Genomic DNA, 26,467 nt, shown 5'->3' on the forward strand with positions numbered 1-26,467 from the left:
CCTCTGAACGGGATCATCTGGCTGAGGGGGAACAGCCATTATCGCCGGACTTTTCGTGGCCGCTTGAAATCTCCCGAATGCATGGCGGCATCTGCTGTTATTTCCTGGAAAGGGCGTCGGGTTTATGAGCGGCCTTTGCCTGTGTCTTGTCGCTTTTGACAACAATCTTCGGATTCTTCGCTAACGCTTTTACGTCGTTATTTTTGATCTTTATTTGCTTGGTTATTGTTTTTTCGACATGGCCATGTGTCTCTCCATGCTGGGTTTTCCATGTGACGGCGTCGCCCTTTTTGAAGCGCGTATCGGTCATTCCGTGTTCCTTTCCCTGAACTGATGACAACGTCAACGCCCAGTCCGTCTATCGGATTTAGGGAAAAGAATGCGGCAACTCCATAACGCGACAACGCGTTGCCCTTGCGCAAAACAGTCAGGACAGGGCGAATGGCGAACGATCTAGAAGCGGCTGATCGCGTGACGATCAACGACCAGACTTTCCAGCGCGGACCGCAGGGGGCGACCCATCAGACGGCAAGGGGTGAAACGCCGACATTGACGACGCAGCAGGGGGTTCCGGTCTCCGACGACCAGAACTCTCTCAAGGCAGGACCGCGCGGCCCGGTAGTGCTTGAGGATTTCCACCTTCGCGAGAAAATCTTTCACTTCGACCACGAGCGTATTCCGGAGCGCGTCGTCCATGCGCGGGGTTATGGTGCTCATGGCTTCTTCGAACTTACCGACTCACTTTCGGAATACACTCGGGCGAGTGTCCTGAGTAAGGTCGGTCAGCGAGTGCCGGCCTTCGTGCGCTTTTCGACTGTTGCGGGCAACAAGGGCTCGTTCGATCTTGCGCGCGATGTTCGCGGCTTCGCCGTGAAACTGTACACGGAAGAGGGGAACTGGGATCTCGTTGGCAACAACATTCCTGTATTCTTCATTCAGGACGCCATAAAATTTCCGGATATGGTGCATGCGGTCAAACAGGAGCCTGATCGCGGTTTTCCTCAGGCCCAGTCGGCGCACGATAATTTCTGGGACTTCGCGTCGCTGTCGCCCGAAACGACGCATATGCTCATGTGGGTCATGTCCGATCGTGCCATTCCCCGGTCTTTCCGGTTTATAGAAGGATTTGGCGTCCACACCTTCCGGCTTGTCACTGCGGAAGGCAAGTCGACCTACGTCAAATTCCACTGGAAACCGAAGCAGGGCCTGCAATCCGTCGTCTGGAACGAGGCGGTCAAAATCAATGGAGCCGATCCGGATTTCCATCGTCGCGATCTCTGGGATGCGATTACCTCCGGTAATTATCCGGAATGGGAGCTTGGCGTTCAGCTCTTTGACGATTCGTTTGCCGACAAATTCGACTTCGATATCCTTGATGCGACAAAGTTGATTCCGGAGGAGATCGTCCCGGTTCGCCGGGTTGGGCGGCTCGTTCTGGACCGGATGGTCGACAATTTTTTTGCGGAAACCGAGCAGGTCGCGTTCTGCACGCAGAATATTGTGCCAGGCATCGATTTCACGAACGATCCTCTGCTACAGGGCAGAAATTTCTCGTATCTGGATACGCAGACAAAGCGCCTTGGCGGGCCTAATTTCACGCATATTCCCATAAACGCACCGAAGTGCCCGTTCCATAACTTCCAGCAGGACGGCCATATGGCGATGCATAACCCAAAGGGGAGGGTTAATTACGAGCCCAACTCATGGGGGGGCGGCCCACGGGAGAACCCGAAAACGGGCTACGTGCCGTTCGCTGAGGAAGTTCGTGGCCCCAAGACGCGGGAGCGCGGCGAACTGTTTGCCGACCACTACAGTCAGGCGCGGCAGTTCTACATCAGCCAGACCAAGCCTGAGCAGATGCACATCAAAAATGCATTTGTTTTCGAGCTTAGCAAGTGCGAGCATCCCGTCATTCGTTCGCGTGTTGTCGCCCATTTGCTCAATGTCGATCAGGATTTGGCACAGAATGTCGCCAAGGGATTAGGTCTGGATGCCCTGCCGGAAGCAGCCCCGCCAGCGCGGCCGGTCGTCTCGACACTGCCGGCGTCCGACCCGTTGAGCATTCTCAAGAATGGTCCGACGTCGTTTGCTGGACGCAAACTCGGTGTGCTGGTGACAGATGGCACGGACGCCGCATTGCTTGACGCCCTGAAGGCTGCTGCTGATGCTGAAGGAACGATCATCGAACTTGTTGCGCCGTCGGTTGGCGGCGTCGTGTTAAGTGATGGAAACAAGATTCCGGCTGGTCAGAAAATTGTCGGTGCACCATCTGTATTATACGACGCTGTTGTTCTTCTGCCTTCGAAGGATGGTGCCGATTTGCTTCTGAACGAAGCGACGGCCCGCGACTTCGTGGCCGACGCCTTCGCACATGCCAAGTTCATCGGTTATGTGGATGATGCTACGGCCCTCCTCGAGCGCGGTGGGATTGGCGCGGGCGATCATGACGGTGGTATCCTGCCGCTTGGAAAGGCAGCAGATATGAGTCACTTTATCACTGCCTGTCGTGCACTTCGCTTCTGGCCGCGCGAAGACAAGACACATACTGTATAAGCAGGAAAAGCCCGCTGGAAATTTATCCGGCGGGCTTTGGTTTGAGAACTTGATCTTTATCCGTGTCTATTGCGTTTTCGTCTTTTAATGCTGCAATAAATATGGACGCTCTGACGCTCTATATGTTGGTAAAATAGAAGACTATTCTTTCTATACTATAGAAAGTTCAAAAACTTCCGTAATTTTCCGTTCCTTGTCTTAATTGGGGATGGTGGCCTGAAGCAGCGGTTTTCTTTTATGCTGAAAAGCGCCTTGATTTGACGCGCGTAAGGCTAAGCCGGTTTGTCGCTGTTCCTGAAACACCATCCGCTTCTGAGCAGCCAACGGTCGGGAAAATCCTGAGCGGGTATATCGAGAAGCGAAATATGCGGGTCGCCAGCTGGCCAACCTCAAATATGCAGCGGCTGCTGTTACCGAACGCCTTGGGGATTTGCAGCCAGCCCGTATCAGCCGTCTGACGTGCAGGACTCATACGAAGAAGCGGCGTGAGCACGGGCGGGGAGGGATGGTTAGCGGAGCATTTCGTCCCGCCAGCGATGGAACAATCATCAAAGAGCTTGTCACGCTTCGGTGGGCACAGTCTGTCGGCTAAACGGCTGAAATGCCGCAGATCGATATGCTGCGTAATCTCGCGGCAACGAGACAAGTGGCTCTCGAAAGCGGAGGCGGATCGGCTGCTGGAGGCAGAAATTGATGAGCACGCCCGACTGTTCATCATGCTGGCGCTTTACAGCGGGGTGCGATTCGGGGTGATTCTGTCGTTAACGTGGCAGCAGGTCGATCTCGTGTCGGGTGTAATAAACTTCGGGAGAGGGACCGGAAACAAGGGGCGAGCAATCGTGCCAATGGTTCCGGACCTTCATGCGGCGATGCGAATCGCTGTCGGTATCCGAACGACTGACAGCGTGATCGAGTATCGCGACAAATACGTCAAAAGCATCAAGACAGGGTTTCATATGTCCGTGACGCGTGCGGGATTGGGTCACGTTACACCCCATAGCCTCCGGCACACCTGCGCAACCTGGCTTATGATGAAGGGTATGCCGTTCGAGATGGTCGCCAAGTTCCTTGGCAACAGCGTTGAAATGATCGAGCGCGTCTACGGGCATCATAGTCCGGACTGGCTTCGTCGCGCAGCCGAGGCTCTATCCGGTCTCTCCGATTCGCCGGAGTTTTCTGTGCCAACTGGCCCAGAGAGCTTGTCGGCACGATTTCGGAAAACCTAATGAAATTATGGTGCTGCTAGCGAGGATTGAACTCGCGACCTCTCCCTTACCAAGGGAGTGCTCTACCACTGAGCTACAGCAGCAGCCTGGTGCGCTTCCTAACTTTTCGGGCGAGGCGCTGCAAGCCCCAAAAAGCAGAAAACGTTATTCGTCTCAATCGTCTCGGTGAATTTTTTCCATACGCTCATGGCGCTCCTGCGCCTCAATGGACAGGGTTGCGATCGGCCGTGCTTCCAGTCGCTTCAATCCGATCGGCTCTCCTGTTTCCTCACAAAAACCATATGTCCCGTTCTCAATCCGCAGCAGGGCCATATTGATCTTGACGATCAGTTTTCGTGCCCGATCGCGTGTCCGCAGTTCCAGGGCACGATCAGTTTCAACACTCGCGCGATCTGTGACATCGGCCTCGTGAATGCCGCCTTCAGACAAGCTGGCAAGCGTTCCATCAGCTTCCTTCAGCAGGTCTACACGCCACCGAAGCAGTTTCTGACGAAAATACTCGACCTGAAGCGCACTCATAAATTCTTCAGCGTCAGAAGGCCGATAATCCGGCGGAAGTGTAATCATCCTCATTCGTCCTTTTGCACGACGACAAGCGGGACGCGGCCTCGGAGCACAAGAAACCGAAGTCGAGCTTGCGCGGCTTATAGCGATCGAAACGGAGCTCGCCAAGTCATCTGTTGGTGCATTGCATGATGTTCCAGATGGGTCTGCGGCTTATCCATCAGTCAAGGACATGCGATAGGCGTTCGCCTTATATTAACTAAATTTTCATAAAGACGATGTATATGTTCGGAAAAGCGAGAAGGGATATGTTCCGATTTTTCGTGCACTGGAGATTTCAACCATATTTATGTGGCGATTTTTGCTTTCCCTACGATGGAGAGTATTTCCAATGCTGCTTTCCTTTTTGATGTCTATACACGCGCAGGCGGCAACGGTTCGCATCAAGGATATCACGGATATGGAAGGCGTGCGTGCCAATCAGCTGATCGGATACGGTCTGGTGGTCGGATTGAACGGCACCGGTGATCGTCTGACCAATTCGATCTTCACGCGAGAAACACTTATCAGCATGTTGAATCGTCTCGGCGTGAACATTCGCGATCAGGAGACACAGTTGCAGACGCACGATGTCGCTGCCGTGATGGTGACGGCCGATTTGCCGCCTTTCTCACATGGTGGAAACCGGATCGATGTGACGGTATCCGCAGCGGGAGATGCATCTTCCCTGACCGGAGGCACGCTGCTGGTAACGCCTCTCATGGCCGCTGACGGCGAAGTATATGCGGTGGGGCAGGGTTCACTTGCGACGAATGCCTTCTCGGTACGTGGGGCTGCGGCAACATTTACGCGTAATGTCCCGACAACGGGTCATATCGCGAACGGTGCGATCGTCGAGCGGGAGGTTCCGTTTGATTTGGGTGCCCGACAGCATATACACATCAGCCTGAGAAATCCGGATCTTACAACGGCGTCTCGAATAGCAAGTGCGATTGATCGAGTTTTCGGCCCTATAGCTACCGTACAGGACCCACGGACGGTCGTAATTGACTTGTCAGGACGAGATGCAGTTGGAACTTTGTCACGCATTGGCGACCTGCTGATACAGCCCGATACGCCGGCGAAAGTCGTGGTTGATGAAGCAAGCGGGACGATCATAATGGGCGCGGACGTGCGGATTAGTACTGTGGCCGTTGCGCAGGGTAATCTTACGGTTCAGGTCACAGAAACACCTGAGGTTGCTCAGCCGGGACCATTTTCAAATGGCCAGACTGCTGTCGTGCCGCGTACGAATATCGCCGTGAATACTGGAAGCCAGCATCATCTTGCCGTTTTGCGAAGTGGTGCGACCCTGCGTGATCTCGTTGGTGGCTTGAATGCTCTTGGAGTGGGGCCGCGCGATATGATCAGCATTCTACAGGCCATCAAGGCTGACGGCGCGCTGCAAGCCGATTTGGAAATGCGTTGATGACCGATCTTGCTCCGCTGGCAATGCAAGGCCGATCCCTCTCAATCCAGCCTGTCAATCAAACCAAGACGTGGAAAGCCGCCAATGAGTTTGAAGCAATGGCAATCAATGAGATGCTTCAACCAATGTTCGAGACCGGGGAGGCGGGTGACGATGCTCCACTTGGTGGCGGCATTGGCGAGAAGCAGTTTAAACCGATGCTCGTCAACGAAATCGCCAAGAATATGCAGCAATCGGGAGGGTTAGGCTTAGCTCATGAAATATACAACAAGATGATGGCAATGCAGAATAGGAAATGATGGTATGGAAGATGACCTTAATACCTTGATCGCTATTCTCAAAAGTGAAAACCAAGCATTGGAAGAAGATCGTCTGGCAGACGTTAAAGTTCTTCTGCCGCAAAAAGAGGCGTCTGCTGCCCTTGTGGCGCGCACTGGTACCTTAATGCAATCAGCGGATGCATCACTTCAACGCTCTTTAGATCAGCTTGATGATTTGGCTAGCAGAAATGCACTATTGCTGAAGAAAAAAATTGATATACAGAAAAACTTGATAAGACTATTGGCGGATGCTTCATTCACAGAAGGGCCAGCACTGTACGGGCGAAATGGAAATCGCACCGAGGTAAAATCTGGCATCAGCCTTATTTTGAACCTAGAACAATAGAAAGCTACTGCTGGCATCTGTTCAGGCGTCGAAATTGGTTTTATTCAGGAAGATATGGGGTCATAATTACAATATTAATGAGATAAAAATATGAAATCTTTGGCGTTTGTTGGCTTGGCTATCGTTTCGATGAATGCAGTGGCCGACTGCAAGGCTGCTGTTTCAGTGCAATGCGATAATGATAGATTTCGAATGGATCAGCAGTCATTCGAGCAGGGTGGTGCAGGCAGGGCCGATTTGCCGGAACATATATGTGGCCGGGTGGTAGCCGTAGCGCCAATGGCACGGCGCACTCGCAGCGGATTACATAGCTTTTTTTATGTTGATGTTGGACAGGGTGTCTCTATTCGCATCGTTTCCGATCTTGATCGGATGAATGCCCCGGCTTGGCCCTGGGTGAGAAAAGGTGACGAAGTGGATATCATCGGGCGGTATTATTATGACAATTTGCGGCGGCAGGGCATTGATTGGACCCACCACGGCGTTGGTCGTCATTGGGACACGCCGGGAAACGTTATCGTTAACGGTACAAAATTTCAGTAATCGAAAAAGGGAAGGAGATCGCCTTTCTTCCAGGGCGATCTCCCCTCATTCAGCCATCGCTGGCTGTTTCAGAGCGTTTCTCGTCGCTCCCCTCATCACCGTCTGATGTCGGTGAGCCGGTTTCGATGATATCGAAATCCAGGGCGTCGTTCTTAAGGCCGATTTTCACAGCGCCTCCAGACGCCAGGCGGCCAAACAGGAGTTCTTCAGCCAACGGTTTCTTGATGGTCTCCTGAATGACGCGTCCCAAGGGACGTGCACCATACAAACGATCATAACCGCGCTCAGCTAACCATTCTTTCGCGGCAGAAGAGATTTCGATCGTGACGTGGCGATCGGCCAGCTGTGCCTCCAGCTGAAGAACAAATTTCTCAACGACGCGTCCGACAGTTTCGGGCGTGAGGTTCGCGAACGGGATAGTCGCATCCAGACGGTTGCGGAATTCGGGTGTGAACATCCGCTTGATCGCGTCTTCATCTTCTCCCGACCGCTCCGTCCGACCAAAGCCCACCGCTTCCTTGCTGAGATCTGCCGCGCCCGCATTTGTTGTCATGATCAGGATCACATTGCGGAAGTCCACAACCTTGCCGTTGTGATCCGTCAGCCGTCCGTGATCCATAACCTGCAGCAGAACGTTGTAGAGGTCCGGATGTGCCTTTTCGATCTCATCAAGTAGTAGAACGGCGTGGGGATGCTGATCGATTGAGTCGGTCAGCAGTCCGCCCTGATCGAAGCCGACATAACCCGGCGGCGCGCCGATCAATCTCGAAATCGAGTGTCGCTCCATATATTCCGACATGTCGAAACGGATGAGTTCGATCCCAAGAGACGAGGCCAGTTGTTTGGCAACTTCGGTCTTGCCGACGCCGGTCGGGCCGGAAAACAGGTAATTTCCAATCGGCTTCTCTGCGTCTCGAAGTCCTGCCCTCGAAAGCTTGATGGCTGCTGTCAGGGCTTCGATTGCACGATCCTGACCGAAGACCATGTTTTTCAGGTCGCGTGACAATGAGCGCAATGTTTCACGATCATCAGCCGACACGCTTTTGGGCGGAATGCGCGCAATCTTGGCGACGATATCCTCAACATCTTTCAGGGTCACCGTCTTGCGACGCTTGTTCTCGGGTACAAGCATCCGAGAAGCGCCGACCTCGTCGATGATATCTATCGCCTTGTCTGGTAGCTTGCGGTCATGGATGTATTTCGATGAAAGCTCTACGGCGCCACGCAATGCTTCTTCTGTATAGCGCACCTTGTGATGACGTTCGTAGTTCACCTTCAGGCCGCGCAATATCTTCAGTGCATCTTCCTGTGAAGGTTCCGGTACGTCGATCTTCTGAAAGCGCCGAACAAGTGCCCGGTCTTTCTCGAAATGCTGACGGAATTCCTTATAGGTGGTCGAACCAATGCAACGGAGCGTGCCTGCCGCCAAGGCGGGTTTGAGTAGGTTGGAGGCGTCCATCGCACCGCCGGAGGTCGCGCCAGCACCAATCACGGTGTGGATCTCATCAATGAAGAGGATGCCGCCGGGGTTCTGGTCAAGTTCGGTGACCACGGCCTTCAGGCGCTCCTCGAAATCGCCACGGTAGCGGGTTCCCGCCAACAGCGATCCCATGTCGAGAGCGTAGATCGTGCTCTTGAGCAACACTTCAGGCACATCGCCTTCCACGATCCTCTTGGCCAGGCCTTCCGCAATCGCTGTCTTGCCGACACCGGGGTCACCGACGTAGAGCGGATTGTTCTTCGTGCGGCGGCACAGGATCTGGATGGTGCGCTCGATCTCCGCATCGCGACCGATCAACGGGTCGATCTTTCCCTCCTCGGCGCGGACGTTCAGATTGACGCAATAGGTGCTGAGAGCCTCCTGATTTTTCTGGGCCTTCCCCCGGTCCGGACGCTCCGCTTCGGAATTGTCTTTTGCAGAGGCCGATGGGCGGCGTGTCGTGCGATCCGGCGCCTTGGCGATACCGTGAGAGATGAAATTCACGGCATCCAGACGCGTCATGTCCTGCAATTGCAGGAAATAGACGGCATGGCTTTCCCGTTCAGCGAATAGTGCCACCAATACATTGGCGCCGGTGACTTCATCGCGGCCGGTCGACTGGACATGAATGGCGGCGCGCTGAATGACACGCTGAAAGGCTGCCGTAGGCTTGGGTTCGCCTGGTCGGTCAGCAGCAAGCCCTGCCAGATCCTTATCCAGGAACTCCGTAAGATCGGCACGCAGCTTATCGAGATCGATGCCGCATGCCTTGAAGACAGTCACCGAGTCGGCGTCTTCCGTCAGCGCCAGCAGCAGATGTTCGAGGGTCGCGTATTCGTGGCGACGTTCGCCTGCCAACGTAAGGGCACGATGGAGCGTTTGTTCGAGCGTACGAGACAACATGATATGCGCTCCTCTCAGATTGGCTCGACATGTGTTTGACCAGAGCGGGGGTCTGCCGAACCAAATTCCCGATAACGGGTATCTTGTCGTGCGCTGAACCAATGCGCCAGCGCGAAACGAGTTGTTGATGAAAAAGTTTTTGCGTCTGGAAAGCTAGATGTCGGTCTTTGTTCAGGCTTTTTCAATTGTGCATTGAAGAGGGTGTTGATTCTGGCGCGCCAGATCCATGACCTGAGTCACCTTGCTCTCAGCGACCTCATAGGTGAAGACGCCGCATACGCCCACGCCACGCTTATGAACGTGAAGCATGATGTTCGTGGCTTCATCGCGTGACTTACTGAAAAAGCGTTCCAGCACATGCACGACGAACTCCATGGGGGTGTAATCGTCGTTCAGCATCAACACCTTGTACATGGCGGGACGACGTGTCTTGGGGCGTGGCTTGACCACCACGCTGGTGTGTAACTGGCCGTCGTCGTTGTCGCCGTCCGTGCCATTGTCGTTAGGGTCGTCGGGCGATTGCATGGCGGCATGCCGGCGCAGGACATGTTCTGTTATGGCGGCGCGCATGGGGTGGCTTGATCCGGATCGTCGTGACAGCATGGTGAGCATCATATGGGATCGGGGCGCGGGGAGGGAAGAGGTGTCGTCAGGCGCAAAAAGAACGATGCACACTCTCTTTTAACAAAGTTCCGACAATATCTTTGTGGACGATACGAAACTTGTCTGTTTATCATCATCAGTCTGCAGAGGATGGGGTTGCCCGGTGAACGATTGCCTTGCCGAACGTAATACAATCCCTCAGCGGGTCTGGCGTAAACCATGGGTTGCGGTAAGTGCACTGCTGGGCATTGCCACATATTCTCATGCGGCGCATGCGCAGTATGTCGGACATATCAGCAGCTTCGTAATGGACGCCAATAGTGGTGCCGTTCTTGCGCAGAGCGATCCTGACCTCCAGCGTTATCCGGCCTCGCTCACGAAGCTGATGACGCTCTATCTGACATTCGGTGCCTTGCGGTCAGGGCAAGTCTCGATGGACACGCAGGTGCCGGTATCGATTCATGCCGCCACGATGGCGCCGTCAAAGCTTGGGCTGGTGCCTGGAACCCGATTTAGCGTGCAGCAGGCCATACTCGGTCTTGTCACGAAGTCGGCCAATGATGCGGCCTGCGCGTTGGGCGAGCTCATCGGTGGCGGAGATGAAGTGCGCTTCGCAAACATGATGACCCAACAGGCCCGGGCGCTTGGGATGGCCAATACGACGTTCCGCAATGCATCCGGGCTGCCGGACCCGGAGCAGGTTACGACTGCACGCGACCTTGCGACGCTGACGCAGCATCTGATTAGAGATTATCCCGAATACTATCATTTTTTCTCTACGCCCATGTTCGCGTTCCACGGTCGTCTTGTGCCCAATCACAATCCGATGCTGAAAATCTATGCTGGCGCGGATGGCCTCAAGACGGGTTATACGGACCTGGCCGGACGGAATCTGATTACATCGGCGCAGCGTAGCAATGTGAGGCTCATCGGGGTGGTTCTGGGATCCTCATCCAACGTCCAGCGTACGCATGTCATGACCGCCTTGCTCGACAAGGGGTTTTCCGATGAAGGCGTTGCGCCCGTCGCGCCTCTGGTGCCGGTTGTCATGGCTCGCGCTAGATCGCGTTCGTTCTCACGCCATGGTTATTTCTTTGCCACCTCTTCTCGCATGCTGGCGAACCAGCCGATGGAAGTCGCGGAAGCGCCGACAGGGCCTCGGCGCTACGCGCCTGTTTCCCGCCTACATCGGCATGTTGCGACCAGTGCCAACGTTCATATGGTGAGTGCCCATCATATTATCGGACGCAAGCATGCGGCTCGACGCCACGGGTAGGCTTGTATTGCAAGTTATTTGACGCATCAGGGTTGCTCCAGCCGCCCGGAAGACGCATTTTCTCGGCAGTAAGCGATATGAATGCTGATAGCTGAGACGTCGACAAGAGGGTGATGATGGACGCGGAAACGAGCGAGCGCGGAATAGTCCTGCATTCCGAGGAGGATTTCGCAGGGCTGCGGGCTGCCGGAAAACTTGCAGCCGAGACGCTGGATATGATCACGCCGCATGTCCGTGCCGGAGTGACGACAGGTGAACTCGACGTGATCATTCATGAATTCACGCTGGCACATGGGGCCACACCCGCCCCACTCAACTACCGCGGCTATCCCAAATCATCCTGCATTTCCATCAATCACGTTGTCTGCCACGGTATTCCGGGTGAGAGACGTCTCAATGATGGCGACATCCTGAACATCGATGTTACCTCCATCCTGGATGGCTGGTATGGCGATTCCTCGCGTATGTATTACGTTGGCGATGTTCCGAAAAAAGCCCAGAAGCTTGTCGATGCGACGTATGAGGCATTGATGATCGGGGTGGCCCAGGTTGCGCCTGGCCGAACCCTTGGGGATGTCGGACACGCCATCCAGTCTTTCGCCGAAGGGAAACGACTGTCAGTCGTGCGTGATTTCTGCGGACATGGCATCGGTCGGACGTTCCACGCGGCGCCGAACGTTCTGCATTACGGCAAGCCCGGTCATGGCGTCGTCCTGCGGGAAGGCATGGTTTTCACGATCGAACCCATGCTCAATCTTGGTCGGCCGGACGTGAAAATTCTGGAGGATGGATGGACAGCAGTCACCCGTGACCGTTCCTTGTCTGCCCAGTTCGAACATATGGTTGGCGTAACGTCCGACGGCTGTGAAATCTTCACGTTGTCGCCGGCCGGGCTCCACAGGCCGCCTTATTCAACGCAGTAACATAGAGCGAGATTCCGTGCATCGTTATCGTCGTGCCTTTGCCGTTTTGTCCTGCACTCTCCTTGTCGAGGTTGCGTTTCCGGTTCACACGAATGCCGCGCCGCCGCCAGGCACGTCGAACGATCCGCTGGCATTCGGTACGGATGGCGGACGGCTCCCACCGCTGGCGCCCGCTGTCGGGCATCATGGAATGGTCGTCAGCGCGCAGCATCTGGCTTCGGAGGTCGGTGCGAAGATCCTTTCCTCAGGCGGCAACGCGGTAGATGCATCTGTGGCTGTGGCTTACGCATTGGCTGTCGTCTACCCGGCAGCCGGCAACATCGGCGGCGGTGGTTTCATGACGCTGCGCTTGCCCGACGGTCACACGACATTCATTGATTTTCGCGAGCACGCGCCTTTAAGGGCGACGGCGACCATGTATCAGGACGCGCAAGGGAGTGTCGTGCCGGGTGCATCCGTGTCTGGCTGGAAAGCTGTCGCCGTTCCCGGCACCGTGGCGGGAATGGAACTCATTCTGAAACGGTGGGGGCATCTCTCCCGCGCCAAGGTCATGGCGCCGGCGATTGCGCTCGCTCGGGACGGGTTCGTGTTGGGCGATGGCGATGTGCAACTTTTACATACGAGCACCGATGTCTTTCGGCGTGATCCGAATGCAAGGGCTGTCTTCCTTCACCCGGACGGGTCTCCGCTGGAAGTGGGGGACCGTCTCGTTCAGACCAATCTGGCGCATACACTATCGCTGATTGCGGCTCAGGGCGAAAAGGCTTTCTACAACGGCCCGATCGCGCAACAGATGATTGCCGGAAGCAATGCTGGCGGCGGTATTCTGCAAGCTGCGGATTTTACGGGATACAAGGCTCGGGAACTCAAGCCCATACAGTGTCGCTACCGTGGCTACACCGTCGATACGGCGCCTCCGCCAAGCGGCGGCGGCGTGGCGCTTTGCGAGATGCTTAATATTCTGTCCGGATACGATCTTTCCCGCCTTGGCGTAAGAAGCACGGAAGGAATACAACGGCAGATCGAAGCCATGCGGCATGCCTACTCCGACAGGCGTGGGCTCGGTGACCCGGCTTTCGTGCAAAATCCGATCGCTCATCTGATTGATCCGGATTATGCCAGACAGATCAGGGCGGGCATCCCGACAGATCAAGCATTGAAATCGTCTGACCTTTCAATCGGTGACCCGTTGCCGCATCCCGCGTCTGCTCAAGCCGCCAGCGACACGGAGAAGCACGAGACGACGCAGTTTTCCGTCATGGACCGGAGCGGTATGGCGGTCTCCTGCACATATACGCTGAACGGGTGGTTCGGTGCAGGCGTTATCGGTGGTAATACCGGCGTTTTCATGAATGACGAGATGGACGACTTCTCTGCAAAACCGGGGGCGTCTAACATGTTCGGGATCGTGGGGTCGGTTGCGAATGCCATTGCGCCGGGAAAAACGCCGCTTTCATCGATGTCGCCGACCATTCTTTCCAGAAACGGCCACACGACCATGGTGGTCGGCAGTCCCGGCGGATCGAGGATTCCAACAATCACGCTGTCCGTGATTCTGGGCGTGATTGATGGCGGTCTCGATATTCAGCAAGCGGTCGATCTTCCCAGAATCCACGAGCAATGGATGCCGTCGGCGATTGAGGCGGAGGCTGGTGCGATGAGCGATGCGACCGTCGCCGCGCTGACGAAGGAAGGCTATGAAATCTCGCCGCATAAGCCCTGGGGTGTGGCTGAGGCGATCCTGGCGGGCCGCCCGGACGCGAAAAGTGCGCCGACCGGTAATCTTTACGGCGGTTATGACAGGCGCCATCCGGGTGGTGCCGCAGACGGTCTGTGAGGTAAATGTTTTTGCCCTCTTGCCATCCCCGGTGGAAATGGTGTTAACCATGCCCCGGGAGATCGGCCTTGGACGGGCGCCTTGCCAACCCGGTCAGGTCCGGAAGGAAGCAGCCGCAGTGAGTTTTGTCCGGGTCATGTGTTCGGTCTCCCACCTTTCTCATAAAATGGTCTATCGTCGTAGCGTATGAGTGAGTACGAGGACGAAGATCGTCGCGACGATGTGCCGCTACCGCCGATGCAGGATGGCGGTTTCTTCGATGCGCCGTCCGTTGCACCAAAAGCACCTTACCGTGTGTTGGCCAGGCAATATCGCCCGACCCATCTGGACGATCTGATCGGGCAGGAAGCGACCGTGCGCATCCTGCGTCGGGCTTTCGAACTTGGCCGCGTCGCGCATGCCTTCATGCTGACCGGTGTGCGAGGGGTGGGGAAGACCACAACGGCGCGTATCATCGCGCGCGCCCTTAACTGCATCGGGCCGGACGGCCAGGGTGGTCCGACAGCCGATCCCTGCGGCGTCTGCGCCAATTGCACAGCGATTCTGGCGGACCGTCATCCTGACGTTCTCGAAATGGACGCCGCATCCCGCACCGGGGTGGACGATGTGCGCGAGATCATCGAGGCAACCCGTTTTCGACCGATGCAGGCCCGAATGAAGGTCTTCATCATCGATGAAGTGCATATGCTTTCGCGCAATGCCTTCAATGCCTTGCTGAAAACACTTGAAGAGCCGCCTGCCCAGGTCACGTTCATCTTCGCGACGACGGAAATCCGCAAGGTCCCGGTGACCGTGCTCTCTCGTTGTCAGCGATTCGATATGCGTCGAGTCCCACAGGATGTTCTCGCCGCACATTTCGGCCGGATCGCCGGAAAAGAAGGTGCGCGTCTGTCGGACGACGCGCTTTCGATCATCGCGCGTGCGGCGGATGGCTCGGTGCGTGACGGTCTTTCTCTGCTGGATCAGGCGATCGCGCAGGCGGATGGGGACGCCGAAGTCAACGCCGAAGCGATCGCCGACATGTTGGGGCTGGCCGATCGGCACTTGGTGTTCGATTTGCTTGATGCCGTGATGAGTGGACGACCGGCGGAAGCGCTGTCGATATCGGCACAGGCATACGAGCGCGGCGCCGATCTCGGCGTGTTGCTTTCCGACCTGTTGTCGTTGCTTCATACGGTGTCCCGTTTCAAGGCGATACCAACATTGCGCGAATCCCGCGATTTGCCCGAGGCGGAGCGCCAGAGAGGCGGTGTTTTCGCGGATCGGCTTTCGGTCGCAACACTTGGTCGGGCGTGGCAGATCCTTCTTAAAGGCATTGCCGAGGTGGAAACTGCGCCAGATCGTCGCGCCGCGGCGGAGATGGTCCTGATCCGGCTGTGTCATGCCAGCATCCTGCCGACGCCTGAACAACTGGCACGGCGTCTGACGGAGCAGGGCGGTGGGACCGATCGCCCTATCGAGGCGGCAGTTCAGGCTACAGGTGATGATCATTCCACTTCGATGGAGACACGGTTTTCGCCATCTTCGGCCACGACGCCGGATGATGGGCCGCATGCGCGTCTTCGGCTCGTCGCGAATGGTGGTGTCGCCTATCCCGAGAGGGAGCTGGCGCACGCCCCGCAGCCTGAGATCGCGAATGAGCCGCCGTCACCCGCCGCCGACGATGGAGAGGGGATGCTTCCGCCACGCTCCTGGCGGGAGATGGTGGCATTCGTCGCCCGCGAGCGGGAGCCACGTTTGCACGGGCTCTTGCGAAACGGCGCGCATCTTGTTCGATTTGCGCCGCCCGTCGTGGAAATACGCATGCAGGACGGCGTTCCTGCCCGAACCGAAGCGCGTCTGCAGGCAATTCTCGATCGGTGTTTCCCAGGTATGTGGCGGATTGTGCCGTCGAAGGCCGAGGGCGACCCTACGCTGGACGAGCAGGGCGCCGAAATTATCGAATTGCATCGCGTCAACGTGCAGGCTCATCCGCTTATTCAGGCCATTCTTGATGCATTTCCCGATGCGACGGTTGGTGAGCCACGCGATGCATCGTTGGATGAATACGGACTTCCTCCTGAGGAGCTCGAGGCAATGACCCAGTTCGGCGGTGGAGATGACGTGCCGGATCTGGAATTTGCGCCGATCGATGCCGATCTGGCGGACGACGATATGCGCGATCACGATTAACAAAGTGTATGGAGACGAGACGACGATGAAAAACCTGGCCGGATTGATGAAGCAGGCTTCGCAGATGCAGGCGAAGATGGAAGAGGTCCAGAACGGTCTCAGCAATATGTCGATCGACGGTATGGCGGGCGCGGGTTTGGTCAGCGTGACACTCAACGGCAAGGGCGATTTGCGGAGCATTCGCATCGACCCAAAATTAGCCGATCCGAATGAGGTTGAAATGCTGCAGGACCTGATTCTTGCGGCGTTTTCTGACGCGCGTGCGAAGGTTGAGACGGCAAGTGCCGAAGAAATGCGCAAGGTGACGGGCGGGTTGGACCTGCCGGCGGGATTGAAATTCCCGTTCTGATCGCGAGGAGCCATCGACATGGGCGGCGGCGATGTTGAACGTCTGATCCAGATGCTGTCTCGCCTGCCGGGCCTTGGTCCGCGTTCCGCGCGCCGCGCGGCGCTCAGCCTGCTGCGACAGCCACAGAGCAGGCTTTTACCGTTGGCGCATGTCATGGAAGCCGCGGCGCGCAACGTCCGGACCTGCTCATCGTGCGGCACGCTGGACAGTTGCGACCCGTGTTCGATCTGTCGCGATCCCGAGCGAGATCACGGCCTTATCTGTGTGGTTGAGACGGTTGGCGATCTATGGGCGCTGGAACGTGCCCTGATTCATCGCGGTGTCTATCAGGTGCTTGGCGGGACACTTTCCGCTCTTTCCGGGCGCGGGCCGGACGATCTGAATATTGCGTCCCTGCTTCGGCGTGTTGAGGCTGGCGGCGTGCGTGAGGTCATCCTCGCGCTTGGTGCGACTGTCGAGGGCGCGACGACGGCGCACTGGTTGCAGGAGCGTCTCGCGCCAAGTGGTGTCGCTGTTACACGCGTCGGTCATGGCGTGCCGATCGGCGGATCGCTGGATGTGCTTGACGATGGCACGCTTGTGGCCGCGCTTACCGCGCGACGGCCTGCCTGATGGTTATTCCGGCGAATATTCCACGTGTGGCGCTCGTTACGGGCGGTGCACGACGAATCGGGCGGCACATCGTGCATGCCTTGGCGACGCAGGGCTTTTCGGTTGCGATTCATTATCGACGTGGTCGCGACGAGGCTGAGGCCCTTCTGGCGGAACTTGCCGTTCCGGGGTGTGTGATTCATGCCGATCTGGCGGATGAAAAGCAGGTGATTCCGCTGGTCCGCTCGGCCCGGGAACGATTGGGGCCTGTTGGCGTCCTGGTCAACAACGCTTCCGTTTTCGAGCGGGACGAATGGCGTGACGCAACGCGAGAGTCCTGGGACAGGCATCTGGAGCCGAACCTTCGGGCGCCTTTTGTGCTGATGCAGCAATTCGCCGAACAACTGCCGGAAGAGGCGCAGGGCGTCATCGTGAACATGCTCGATCAGCGTGTGTGGAATCTAACGCCGCATTTCATGAGCTACACTGTCTCCAAGGCCGCGTTATGGACGCTGACGCAGACGCTTGCCCTGGCGTTCGCCCCGCGGATTCGCGTCAACGCGATTGGACCTGGGCCAGTACTGCCAGCGCCCGGGCAGTCTCAGGCTCAGTTCGATGATATGTGTCGCAGGACGCCGTTGGGCATCGGCGCCAGTCCGGACGAAGTGGCGCAAGCTGTGTTAAGTTTGATCGGGTTGCCGTCCGTTACCGGTCAGATGCTGGCGCTGGACGGTGGCCAGCATCTTCAATGGCGGGGTGCCACCTAGACCGGCCTAATGGGGCGCATGCGCAACATTTGTCAGTCTTCGGGCAACATGCTGTCCAGAACAGCGGGAAAATAGTTTTCCAGCACAAAGGCAATTGGCGCGTCATCATGGCGGAGCAGGAGCGCGCGGTTTTGAAGAATGATGCCGCGTGGCAGGCCGGTCAACGTGCTTGCAACTGAGTGTCGGTGAAAGCCCAGCGGGCGTACGACCCGACCGAATGGCTGGTCCGTCGAGGCAAGAATGCGGTTCATCTCCGGCGTCAGGCGTGCCGTGACATACCAGTTCCAGGCCTCGGAAAAAACGACGTTACCGCAATGCAGGCTCACATGCCGAACAGCGAGGGCGTTTCGATCCGATACCGCGAGATTTGCCAGCAAATCGGGTAGAGCGGGTTCGTGATCGTTCGGCAGACGTTGCGCGCGCAGAGGCGTTCGACCGCCAGTGAGGCGGTCGCAGTGACGCTGCAAGACGGCTGTCGCGCTCGGCTCGGCGGCAAGCTCTCTCTGAAGCGATTGCGGGGAAACGGGCATGGCGCAACACCCCGCCAGGAAGAAAAGCAAAAAAAGCGGACCGCCGATGGCGGCCGCTCTTCCCGTTATCAATTTTCGTGTTCGTCGTTGTCCGTGTTGACTTCGATGTCGTTGCCGAGATCATCGTCATCATCATCCAGATCCGACGTATCTTCCATCACGTCATCGGCATTTTCGTCGTCCGTATCCAGATCGACGTCATCGTCATTCTGATCGGTCTGCGAAGGCTTTGCCTGATCCTGCGGGATGTCACCTGCGCGCTTGGGGCGCGGAATATCGGTCGGCTGCTCGGCGCCGCATTTCGGGCAGACGGCGGGGTTGCGATTCAAATCGTAAAACCGCGCGCCGCACGAGACGCAGACGCGTTTTAGACCGAGTTCTGGTTGTGCCATGATGTCGCCTGTCGATCCTGAACCGGTAAGAGGGAAACGGCATATGCCGCAAGGCACGCGGCCATGCCAGCTTGTGGGACGCCTGTCAAACGTTGAGCTTCAATGTTATGTAATGTCATACCTCTTTTCCCGCCAATTGACAGCCGCCGGCCGGCCACGGAATGAACAGGGTCATGCAACGTTTGTCCGAATCTTCGATACGCCCTCTCATCGTTCGCCGCAGCCCGTCCGGCCTGCGCGGCACCATCAATGTACCGGGCGACAAGTCCATCAGCCACCGGGCATTGATGTTCGCGGCGCTCGCCCAGGGGCGGACGGTCATCAAGGGCCTGCTGGAAGGCGAGGACGTTCTGCGTACGGCGGATGCCATGCGCGCCTTGGGTGCGACGATTTCCCGTGATGGCAGTGATTGGGTTGTTGAGGGGCGTGGCGTCGGGCAACTCCGTGAACCGGACGATGTGCTCGACATGGGTAATTCCGGCACGGGTGCGCGGCTGCTTTCCGGCATTCTGTCCAGTCACCCGTTCAACAGCGTCATGACGGGCGATGCGAGCTTGCGCAGTCGACCGATGCGGCGGGTTACCGCGCCACTTGCGGAAAACGGCGCCTGTTTCGTGACGCGCCGTGACGAGCGCCTGCCGATGGCGATCGTCGGCACCGGGGCGGCGAAGCCGTTGAACTACCGGCTTCCCGTGGCGTCCGCGCAGGTCAAGTCGGCGATTCTTCTTGCTGGTCTGAATGCGGATGGTGAAACGCGTGTTGAGGAGCCTGTGGCCACGCGCGACCACACGGAAAATATGTTGCGCCACTTCGGCGTTCCTGTTCGTGTCGAGACAACAACGGATGGCGGCCGTGTCATTTTCCTGCAGGGGCCTGCTCATCTGACGGCGCGAGATGTGATCGTGCCGGGTGATCCGTCATCTGCCGCTTTTCCCATTGTGGCGGCACTCCTGCTGCCGCAGTCGGATATCGTTATTCGCGGCATCGGCCTGAACCCGCTACGCACTGGCCTGCTGACCACCCTGCGTGACATGGGGGGCGATCTGCGTCTCGAAAATGAACGTATCGAGGGGGGAGAGCCTGTCGGGGATCTGCATGTCCGGGGAAGCGATTTACGTTGTGTCGATGTGCCCGCGGATCGCGCGCCCTCGATGATCGATGAATATCCCGTTCTGGCGGTTGCCTGCTCTTTCGCGAACGGAACATCGCGTCTGCGCGGGCTGGCTGAACTACGTGTCAAGGAAAGCGATCGTCTTGCGGCAACCGTGGCGTTGCTTGAGGCGAGCGGGGTGGTCGTGCGTGTCGAGGGCGACGACATGTTGATTGATGGACTGGGCGCCGGCCAGGTTCCTGGCGGCGGGAAAGTTGCCACCCGTATGGACCATCGGCTTGCGATGAGTGCGATCGTGTTGGGGCTTGCAGCCGGACAGCCCGTCGATGTCGACGACACGGCGTTCATCGATACAAGTTTTCCGGACTTCATCGGGTTGATGAACAAGTTGGGCGCCAACCTCGGCGGAACGGCAGACGCTTCGTGATGGCTCTTATTATCGCGGTGGATGGACCGGCGGCGGCAGGCAAGGGAACGCTTGCGAAGGCATTGGCGGCAAAGCTCGGTTTGCCGCATCTGGATACCGGGCTTCTCTATCGCGCTGTCGGGCGGAAGATGATCCTGTGCGGTCTGGACCCGGCCGTCGATGATGGCGCGGCGGTTGCCGCGGCGCTTGAGCCTGGGGATCTGCAGAGGACAGACCTGCGTGTGCCTGAGATCGATCAGGCAGCCAGCAACGTCGCAACCCAGCCGGCGGTCCGGGCCGCGCTGTTGCAAAGACAGCGCGATTTCGCGAAAGCATTGGGCGGTGTGATCGACGGTCGTGATATCGGTACAGTGGTGTTTCCGGACGCTCCCGTAAAGCTGTTCGTCACGGCGTCAGCCAGAACCCGGGCTCTTCGGCGGCACGCCCAGCTGCACGGCGATGCGCCACTTTCCGATGAGGAGCTGGTGCGTCTGACGTCCGAGATCACGGAGCGTGACAGGAAGGACGCGAGTCGGGCTGTCTCACCGCTCCGATGCGCTGATGATGCCGTGAGGATCGACACGGATTGTCTGAACAGTGCGGAAGTATTGGAACACGCGTTAAAAATCGTCGGCGCACGCTAAGACGGCTTTTTCAAGCCTGAGTCGCGCGGTTTTAGTTGACAACGAAGCGCCTGCGGGTGTCTGTGCGCGCATCGTGCAGATGTGTGCGAGGCCTGCCTGTTGGCAGGCGCATTTCAATGTCGGCCGGGTGCGGGTGCCCGGCAAGTCGTCCGACGTCAAATGACGGGCGCATGCAATAGACCGGTTCGATATGCTCGTGCCGGCGCAGGATTACAGGAACAACATGGCTTCAGCCACTACCAATGCGCCGTCCGCTCATGGCGGTGAGGACTTCGCTGCTCTTCTCGACGAGACTCTTGGCCGGGATACCGGCTTCGACGGGTCTGTCGTCACGGGCCGCGTCGTTCGTCTGACCGACGAATTCGCGATCGTCGATGTCGGCCTGAAGAGCGAAGGGCGCGTTGCGCTTAGGGAATTCGGCCCGCCGGGTGTTGCCCCGGATGTCAAGCCGGGCGACGTGATCGAACTCTACGTTGAGCGTTATGAGGACCGTGACGGTTCCATCGTTCTGTCGCGTGAGAAGGCGCGTCGCGAAGAGGCCTGGACGTCTCTGGAGCGCGCTTTTGCGAACAACCAGCGGGTCAATGGCACGATCTACGGTCGGGTCAAGGGTGGCTTCACCGTCGATCTTGGTGGCGCGATGGCGTTCCTGCCGGGCAGCCAGGTGGATATTCGTCCGGTTCGCGATGTTGGTCCGCTGATGGGCCAGCCGCAGCCTTTCCAGATTCTGAAGATGGACCGCGCCCGTGGCAATATCGTCGTTTCGCGTCGCGCCGTCCTCGAAGAGACGCGTGCCGAGCAGCGTTCGGAACTGATCCAGGGCCTCAAGGAAGGCATGATCCTCGACGGCGTGGTGAAGAACATCACCGATTACGGCGCGTTCGTCGACCTGGGTGGCGTCGACGGGCTGCTGCACGTGACGGACATTGCCTGGAAACGCATCAATCATCCTTCCGAAGCGCTGCAGATCGGCCAGCCGGTTCGCGTGCAGGTGATCCGCTTCAACTCCGATACTCAGCGTATCTCGCTCGGTATGAAGCAGCTTGAGGCTGATCCGTGGGAGAACGTGGCGATCAAGTATCCGCCGGGCGCACGTTATTCGGGTCGCGTCACGAACATCACCGACTACGGTGCGTTTGTTGAACTGGAGCCGGGCGTGGAAGGTCTGGTGCATGTGTCCGAGATGTCCTGGACGAAGAAGAACGTTCATCCGGGCAAGATTGTCGCGACCTCGCAGGAAGTCGACGTCATGGTTCTCGATGTCGACAGCGCCAAGCGTCGCATCTCGCTTGGCCTGAAGCAGGTCCAGCGCAATCCCTGGGAACTGTTTGCGGAAGAGCACAAGGTCGGTTCGACGATCGAAGGTGAAATCCGGAACATCACCGAGTTTGGCTTGTTCATCGGCCTGTCTGCGGACATCGACGGCATGGTCCACATGTCCGATCTGTCCTGGGACGAGCCGGGCGAAGTGGCCATGGCGAAGTACGAGAAGGGGCAGGTTGTCCAGGCCAAGGTGCTGGATGTCGACTCCGAAAAGGAACGTATCTCGCTCGGCATCAAGCAGCTTCAGGAAGATCCGGCTGCCGATACCCTGTCCCGTGTCCAGAAGGGTGCGGTCGTGACCTGCGTTGTGACGGCGGTGCAGAGCAACGGTATCGAAGTCAAGGTCGACGACGTGCTGACCGGCTTCATTCGTCGTGCCGAACTGGCGCGCGACAAGGCCGAGCAGCGTCCGGAGCGCTTTGCAGTTGGCGAGAAGGTCGATGCGAAGATCGTGTCGGTCGATCGCGCTTCCCGCAAGCTGGCGCTCACCATCCGTGGTCGCGAGATGGAAGAGGACAAGCAGGCAATCAACGAGTATGGCTCGTCCGATAGCGGTGCGTCACTCGGCGATATCCTCGGGGCCGCGATTCGCCGCCGTAACACGGACGTCTGAGTCGAACGGACGATTGACGCATCATCATCTGATGTGTCAGCTAAAAGGGGTCGCGCAGGCGGCCCCTTTTTTGTTTTTTAACGCATTAATTACAATGCTAAAGATAGCGCGAAGTTGGACAAGACTTTTGCTTTGTACAAGCTTACGTTAGAATTTATCAGATGCCAGATGGCTTGAAATTTACTGCAAGCGATGGCGGCGTGCATGTTCTGAGGGCTTGATGGCTGTTATTTATAATACGAACTACACGCATAACCCGAACTCCTATCTCACGCTGGGAGTCGAACGTGCAGCGCGGCAGATATTTGGACATGACCAGATAGATGTCGCTGACAACATGTCTCTTGCAGGCATGGCAGCGTCGGGTCGCCATGACACGTTGATCTGCATCGACGGCCAGCGAATCAATCTCCAGTTGATTAAACGCGTCCGTCCTGCATTCAAGACCTTGATTCTTTGGACATTTGAAGATCCGTTTATGCGGGATTTCAATGTCGATAATGCCGATTTATTTGATTTTGTCTTCACCAATGACCCATCTTGCGCCGAATATTACGGCTCTAAGGGGAATTATTTGCCGCTTGCTGCCAGTCGCTCGATTCACGAGCGCAAGGTAAAGAGCAATGCGGATCTCGATTACGACATTTTCTTCGCTGGAACGATGTGGCCGAATCGGGTGCATACGTTGCGACACATTATTGCAGCGTTTCCGGATGCCCGTCTGAAGCTGATTTGTCCTGGCAATGAGTTTCTGCCGCCATTGCCAGCCGATCTTGCGGCATTGGCGATCCAGCGGCCCGTCAGCCATGAAGCATTCATCGATTTCGCCAATGCCAGCGCCGTGACGCTGACGATGTTTCGCGACTACGCCAGCCATGGCGATGTCAGTCAGGCAACGGCACCTGGTCCACGCTTCTACGAACTGGCGCTTGCTGGTGCGGCGCAGGTTGTCGAGGCGCCGGAATCCATGGAGGCGCATTACTTCGATGAGGTCGATGGTGTTTCATTGGCGCGGGATGTCGACGGTGTCGTGTCCGCTATCGCCAGGCTTCTGACGGAAAAGAACCTGCGTCGTAAGTCGGCATTGGCTGCGCAGAAGTCAGTCCTCGAACATCATCTTTATGAAAACCGCCTGCGTCGGATGCAGGAGATCACCTCGGCAAATTTTGGAAAGCAGGCGGTTGGAACCGAGTTGACCCCGCGCCGCAGGCGTCTTCGTGTACTGATGTGCACGCATTCCACTATACATGAACAGGCCTGGGGCGGCGTCGAGGTTTACCAGCAGACACTATGTTCCTTGCTTGGCCGGGATGTGGAGTTCTTCTACTGGCTTCGACGCGGCGTGCATGCCCGTCTTACATCGGCAAGCGGGCAGGAACTTGAGAGATACGACGTGCCGGAAGTCGGATGGATGGACGCCATGTGCGACGGTCCGGAAGAAATGGCATTCTCGAACGTCATCTCTCAATACAACTTCGACATTGTGCATTTCCAGCACCTTGGTCATCATGCCCTGTCCTTGCCGATCATTGCCAAAGCCAGTGGCGCAGGTGTTGTTTTCTCTGCCCATGATTTCTGGCTGGTATCTGCAAGATATAATCTTCTGAACCAGGAACTTCGATACGTCGAAGACGAGGTTAAATCAGTCGTGGCCGCCGACATTACTTTGAAGGCTGCTGAGAATATTGAATACGGCGGCGAGCAGACGCGACGTGCTTTCGTGGCGAAGATGCTTCATTCGGTCGATGCCATTCTTTTCGGGACCAAGCATTCTCGCGACCTCACACACGAAATCTATCCGGTTCTCGATAAGAAGCAGAGCCTTATCCTTGGGATTCCATCGCCGGAAAATACGGTTCCGGTTATCGCGAAAATCTATACCCCGCTGGGAGAGCGCCCTCTTCGCGTTGCGATTGTCGGCAATTTCCTGCGTACAAAAGGCGCCGATACAATCTTGAGCCTTATCGAGATTGCGCATCCCGACCATTTCGAATTTCACATATTCGGATATGTCCATCCCGAATACGACGCTGTTCTGAATGCCCGCGTTCGACCGAATGTGAAAATCTACGGGCGGTATTCTGTGGGCGATATTGAAGCGCTGCAAATTGCGGACGTTGCGCTCAATCTGTCGATCTGGCCCGAAACCTACTGCATTTCGCTGTCCGAGGCATGGCAGAATGGCCTCGTGCCAATTGTTACGGACGTCGGAGCGTTGGGCGACCGCGTAACCGACGGGGTCAACGGTTTCAAAGTGCCCATCGGGCGTCCAAGCGCCGTCCTGGAAAGGCTGGAGCTCCTGCGGTCTTCCGAGACACTGCGCCGCGGAATAATGGCCAATATTTCGCCGGCATTATGGGCGAATGCGCGACAATATGGCGCGGACCTGCTGTCGGTCTATCGCGATATCGCGCCGATACGGGAGCTCGGCGTCGCTGAGATGCATATCGATGCGGGGCAGGTGCATCTGTTGCCACATGCTTCATGGCGTCATCAGGCACCACCGCGCCATATTTTCGATCCTCCGACGACGCGTGACTTGACAGTGGAATTACCGGAGACGGTGACGGACTGGTTCTCGATCCAAGGTAGTGAGTGTTACATTGATGATGTGTGTCATCATGTTTTCGCGACACAGCAGGACAAGGATTTCAAGGGGGCTCCTGCTTTCCACATCAGAGGCTGGCACGTTGTATCCGGCGTCAGCACGGCAGGTTCACTTTATGTCGTGTTGATCGGTGACGCAGAGTCGCCGATGATTTTCATGGAAAGCAAGCGTGAGCTGCGGTCGGATATCGTTTCAATGTTTCCGAATGCACCACGCCGTTCCGGCTTCAGTGCGGAAGTGGCCCTGCGCGGAAAATGGTGCGAAGGCACTTATCGCGTTGGTCTGATCAACATTGTCAATGGGCGCGGCGCATTCCAGATGACAACGATTCAGATCAAGGTCGATGGTGGCGAGGTCAAGTCCATTCGTCGATTGCCCGTCTCCAATGACACGATCCTGGCTGACTTCGATCGTGTCATGCATGGCGATGGAACGCTGCGTGGCATAAAGCTCTCCAGGATACCGCCTGCATCACGTGAGCGTCATGAGGGCGGGGTGCTCGAGTGGTACATCGATGGCTTTGACGGGCTGATCGGTGAGATAGGGCAGTCCGTATCGACGCCTGATGAGATAAGAATCAACGGCTGGGCATTTATCCCGGGCCTGAGCCAGGCAGGAGCGCTTTATGCCGGGCTTGTTTCCGACACCGGGGACGAGGCTGTCCTTTTTGGAATGAGGCGGCTTATTCGACACGATGTGATGAATATTCGGAATGAGGCGCCCCTCTGTTCAGGGTTCTCAGGAACCATCCGTTTGCGTACGGGATATGCACTATCGCTTAAAGGGCGGTATCGTCTCTGCCTCGTTAACATCGTCGACAATTCATATGGTGTCGTGCCGTTGAATATCGTCCTCGATGTTCAGGACGGTTCCTGTCTCTCCTCCGCCCATGATGCGCCGTTGCCGGAGGTTATGGAACGCGCCGCCTCGATCCTTCGTCACCGCATCGTCGTCTGACGACTTCGGGACGATCGTGACG

The 26,467-nt window shown here is 57.1% G+C and carries 23 protein-coding genes, 1 tRNA gene and 1 other RNA gene; 18 read left to right on the top strand and 7 right to left on the bottom strand.

Annotated features, from left to right (window positions below; genetic code table 11):
• Positions 1–97 precede the first annotated feature (97 nt).
• Entirely contained in the window at positions 98–310 is a 213-nt protein-coding gene (locus A0U93_RS15080; RefSeq protein WP_077808052.1) for a hypervirulence associated TUDOR domain-containing protein, read from the bottom strand.
• Positions 311–441: 131 nt separating this feature from the next.
• Between A0U93_RS15080 and A0U93_RS15085 the strand changes: the two genes are divergently transcribed.
• Complete coding sequence (locus A0U93_RS15085) at positions 442–2,553, top strand: catalase (protein ID WP_077808053.1); 2,112 nt, start codon at positions 442–444, stop codon at positions 2,551–2,553.
• Positions 2,554–3,038: 485 nt separating this feature from the next.
• On the top strand, positions 3,039–3,779 hold the full coding sequence (locus A0U93_RS15090; protein ID WP_077808054.1) for a site-specific integrase: 741 nt from the start codon (positions 3,039–3,041) through the stop codon (positions 3,777–3,779).
• Positions 3,780–3,787: 8 nt separating this feature from the next.
• On the opposite strand, the gene A0U93_RS15095 is transcribed toward A0U93_RS15090, so the two are convergent.
• Positions 3,788–3,862: transfer RNA gene (locus A0U93_RS15095), tRNA-Thr, on the bottom strand.
• Positions 3,863–3,932: 70 nt separating this feature from the next.
• The gene (gene dksA, locus A0U93_RS15100; protein ID WP_077808055.1) at positions 3,933–4,346 is read right to left on the bottom strand and encodes an RNA polymerase-binding protein DksA; all 414 of its coding nucleotides are present in this window, start codon (positions 4,344–4,346) and stop codon (positions 3,933–3,935) included.
• Positions 4,347–4,674: 328 nt separating this feature from the next.
• Between dksA and A0U93_RS15105 the strand changes: the two genes are divergently transcribed.
• The 4 genes from A0U93_RS15105 (at position 4,675) to A0U93_RS15120 (ending at position 6,960) form a co-directional block, all read left to right on the top strand.
• Positions 4,675–5,751: a flagellar basal body P-ring protein FlgI gene (locus A0U93_RS15105; protein ID WP_245824953.1), complete on the top strand. Its 1,077-nt coding sequence runs from the start codon at positions 4,675–4,677 to the stop codon at positions 5,749–5,751.
• A complete protein-coding gene (locus A0U93_RS15110) occupies positions 5,751–6,050 on the top strand; it encodes a rod-binding protein (RefSeq protein WP_174807212.1) in 300 nt (99 codons plus the stop codon). The genes A0U93_RS15105 and A0U93_RS15110 overlap by 1 nt, the downstream gene beginning before the upstream one ends.
• Before the next feature lie 4 nt (positions 6,051–6,054).
• Complete coding sequence (locus tag A0U93_RS15115) at positions 6,055–6,417, top strand: hypothetical protein (RefSeq protein ID WP_077808057.1); 363 nt, start codon at positions 6,055–6,057, stop codon at positions 6,415–6,417.
• Positions 6,418–6,546: 129 nt separating this feature from the next.
• Positions 6,547–6,960: a hypothetical protein gene (locus tag A0U93_RS15120; protein WP_245825216.1), complete on the top strand. Its 414-nt coding sequence runs from the start codon at positions 6,547–6,549 to the stop codon at positions 6,958–6,960.
• A 49-nt stretch (positions 6,961–7,009) separates the two neighbouring features.
• Here A0U93_RS15120 and clpA read toward each other — a convergent pair whose 3' ends face one another.
• Positions 7,010–9,343, bottom strand: a complete 2,334-nt coding sequence (gene clpA / locus A0U93_RS15125; protein ID WP_077808059.1) for an ATP-dependent Clp protease ATP-binding subunit ClpA — start codon at positions 9,341–9,343, stop codon at positions 7,010–7,012.
• A gap of 171 nt (positions 9,344–9,514) precedes the next feature.
• On the bottom strand, positions 9,515–9,868 hold the full coding sequence (gene clpS, locus A0U93_RS15130; RefSeq protein ID WP_077808594.1) for an ATP-dependent Clp protease adapter ClpS: 354 nt from the start codon (positions 9,866–9,868) through the stop codon (positions 9,515–9,517).
• A 241-nt stretch (positions 9,869–10,109) separates the two neighbouring features.
• Here clpS and A0U93_RS15135 point away from each other — a divergent pair, with 241 nt between their 5' ends.
• The 8 genes from A0U93_RS15135 to A0U93_RS15170 all read left to right on the top strand — a co-directional run bounded on the left by A0U93_RS15135 (position 10,110) and on the right by A0U93_RS15170 (position 17,861).
• Positions 10,110–11,222: a D-alanyl-D-alanine carboxypeptidase family protein gene (locus tag A0U93_RS15135; protein ID WP_456306286.1), complete on the top strand. Its 1,113-nt coding sequence runs from the start codon at positions 10,110–10,112 to the stop codon at positions 11,220–11,222.
• Positions 11,223–11,338: 116 nt separating this feature from the next.
• The gene (gene map, locus A0U93_RS15140; RefSeq protein WP_077808596.1) at positions 11,339–12,145 is read left to right on the top strand and encodes a type I methionyl aminopeptidase; all 807 of its coding nucleotides are present in this window, start codon (positions 11,339–11,341) and stop codon (positions 12,143–12,145) included.
• 46 nt (positions 12,146–12,191) lie between these two features.
• A complete protein-coding gene (gene ggt, locus A0U93_RS15145; protein ID WP_245825218.1) occupies positions 12,192–13,982 on the top strand; it encodes a gamma-glutamyltransferase in 1,791 nt (596 codons plus the stop codon).
• A 57-nt stretch (positions 13,983–14,039) separates the two neighbouring features.
• Positions 14,040–14,136: signal recognition particle sRNA small type (gene ffs, locus A0U93_RS15150), an RNA gene on the top strand.
• 32 nt (positions 14,137–14,168) lie between these two features.
• Positions 14,169–16,154, top strand: coding sequence for a DNA polymerase III subunit gamma/tau (locus A0U93_RS15155; RefSeq protein ID WP_077808060.1), 1,986 nt, complete (start codon positions 14,169–14,171; stop codon positions 16,152–16,154).
• A 25-nt stretch (positions 16,155–16,179) separates the two neighbouring features.
• The gene (locus A0U93_RS15160; protein WP_077808598.1) at positions 16,180–16,503 is read left to right on the top strand and encodes a YbaB/EbfC family nucleoid-associated protein; all 324 of its coding nucleotides are present in this window, start codon (positions 16,180–16,182) and stop codon (positions 16,501–16,503) included.
• An 18-nt stretch (positions 16,504–16,521) separates the two neighbouring features.
• Positions 16,522–17,115 (top strand): recombination mediator RecR, encoded by a 594-nt coding sequence (gene recR / locus A0U93_RS15165; protein WP_077808061.1) that lies wholly within the window; start codon positions 16,522–16,524, stop codon positions 17,113–17,115.
• Positions 17,115–17,861 (top strand): SDR family oxidoreductase, encoded by a 747-nt coding sequence (locus tag A0U93_RS15170; RefSeq protein ID WP_077808062.1) that lies wholly within the window; start codon positions 17,115–17,117, stop codon positions 17,859–17,861. The genes recR and A0U93_RS15170 overlap by 1 nt, the downstream gene beginning before the upstream one ends.
• A gap of 32 nt (positions 17,862–17,893) precedes the next feature.
• Here A0U93_RS15170 and A0U93_RS15175 read toward each other — a convergent pair whose 3' ends face one another.
• Both A0U93_RS15175 and A0U93_RS15180 read right to left on the bottom strand, forming a co-directional pair.
• Positions 17,894–18,391 (bottom strand): hypothetical protein, encoded by a 498-nt coding sequence (locus A0U93_RS15175; protein ID WP_077808599.1) that lies wholly within the window; start codon positions 18,389–18,391, stop codon positions 17,894–17,896.
• A 68-nt stretch (positions 18,392–18,459) separates the two neighbouring features.
• The gene (locus A0U93_RS15180; protein ID WP_077808063.1) at positions 18,460–18,783 is read right to left on the bottom strand and encodes a TIGR02300 family protein; all 324 of its coding nucleotides are present in this window, start codon (positions 18,781–18,783) and stop codon (positions 18,460–18,462) included.
• Positions 18,784–18,956: 173 nt separating this feature from the next.
• Between A0U93_RS15180 and aroA the strand changes: the two genes are divergently transcribed.
• The 4 genes from aroA (at position 18,957) to A0U93_RS15200 (ending at position 26,445) form a co-directional block, all read left to right on the top strand.
• The gene (aroA, locus tag A0U93_RS15185) at positions 18,957–20,321 is read left to right on the top strand and encodes a 3-phosphoshikimate 1-carboxyvinyltransferase (RefSeq protein WP_077808064.1); all 1,365 of its coding nucleotides are present in this window, start codon (positions 18,957–18,959) and stop codon (positions 20,319–20,321) included.
• The gene (cmk, locus tag A0U93_RS15190) at positions 20,321–20,944 is read left to right on the top strand and encodes a (d)CMP kinase (RefSeq protein WP_077808065.1); all 624 of its coding nucleotides are present in this window, start codon (positions 20,321–20,323) and stop codon (positions 20,942–20,944) included. The genes aroA and cmk overlap by 1 nt, the downstream gene beginning before the upstream one ends.
• Positions 20,945–21,167: 223 nt before the next feature.
• Positions 21,168–22,880, top strand: a complete 1,713-nt coding sequence (gene rpsA, locus A0U93_RS15195; protein ID WP_077808600.1) for a 30S ribosomal protein S1 — start codon at positions 21,168–21,170, stop codon at positions 22,878–22,880.
• Between the two features lie 220 nt (positions 22,881–23,100).
• Entirely contained in the window at positions 23,101–26,445 is a 3,345-nt protein-coding gene (locus A0U93_RS15200; protein ID WP_077808066.1) for a glycosyltransferase family protein, read from the top strand.
• The last annotated feature ends 22 nt before the right edge of the window (positions 26,446–26,467 follow it).

Origin of the sequence: Neoasaia chiangmaiensis, from assembly GCF_002005465.1 — a bacterium.
GTDB lineage: Bacteria > Pseudomonadota > Alphaproteobacteria > Acetobacterales > Acetobacteraceae > Neoasaia > Neoasaia chiangmaiensis.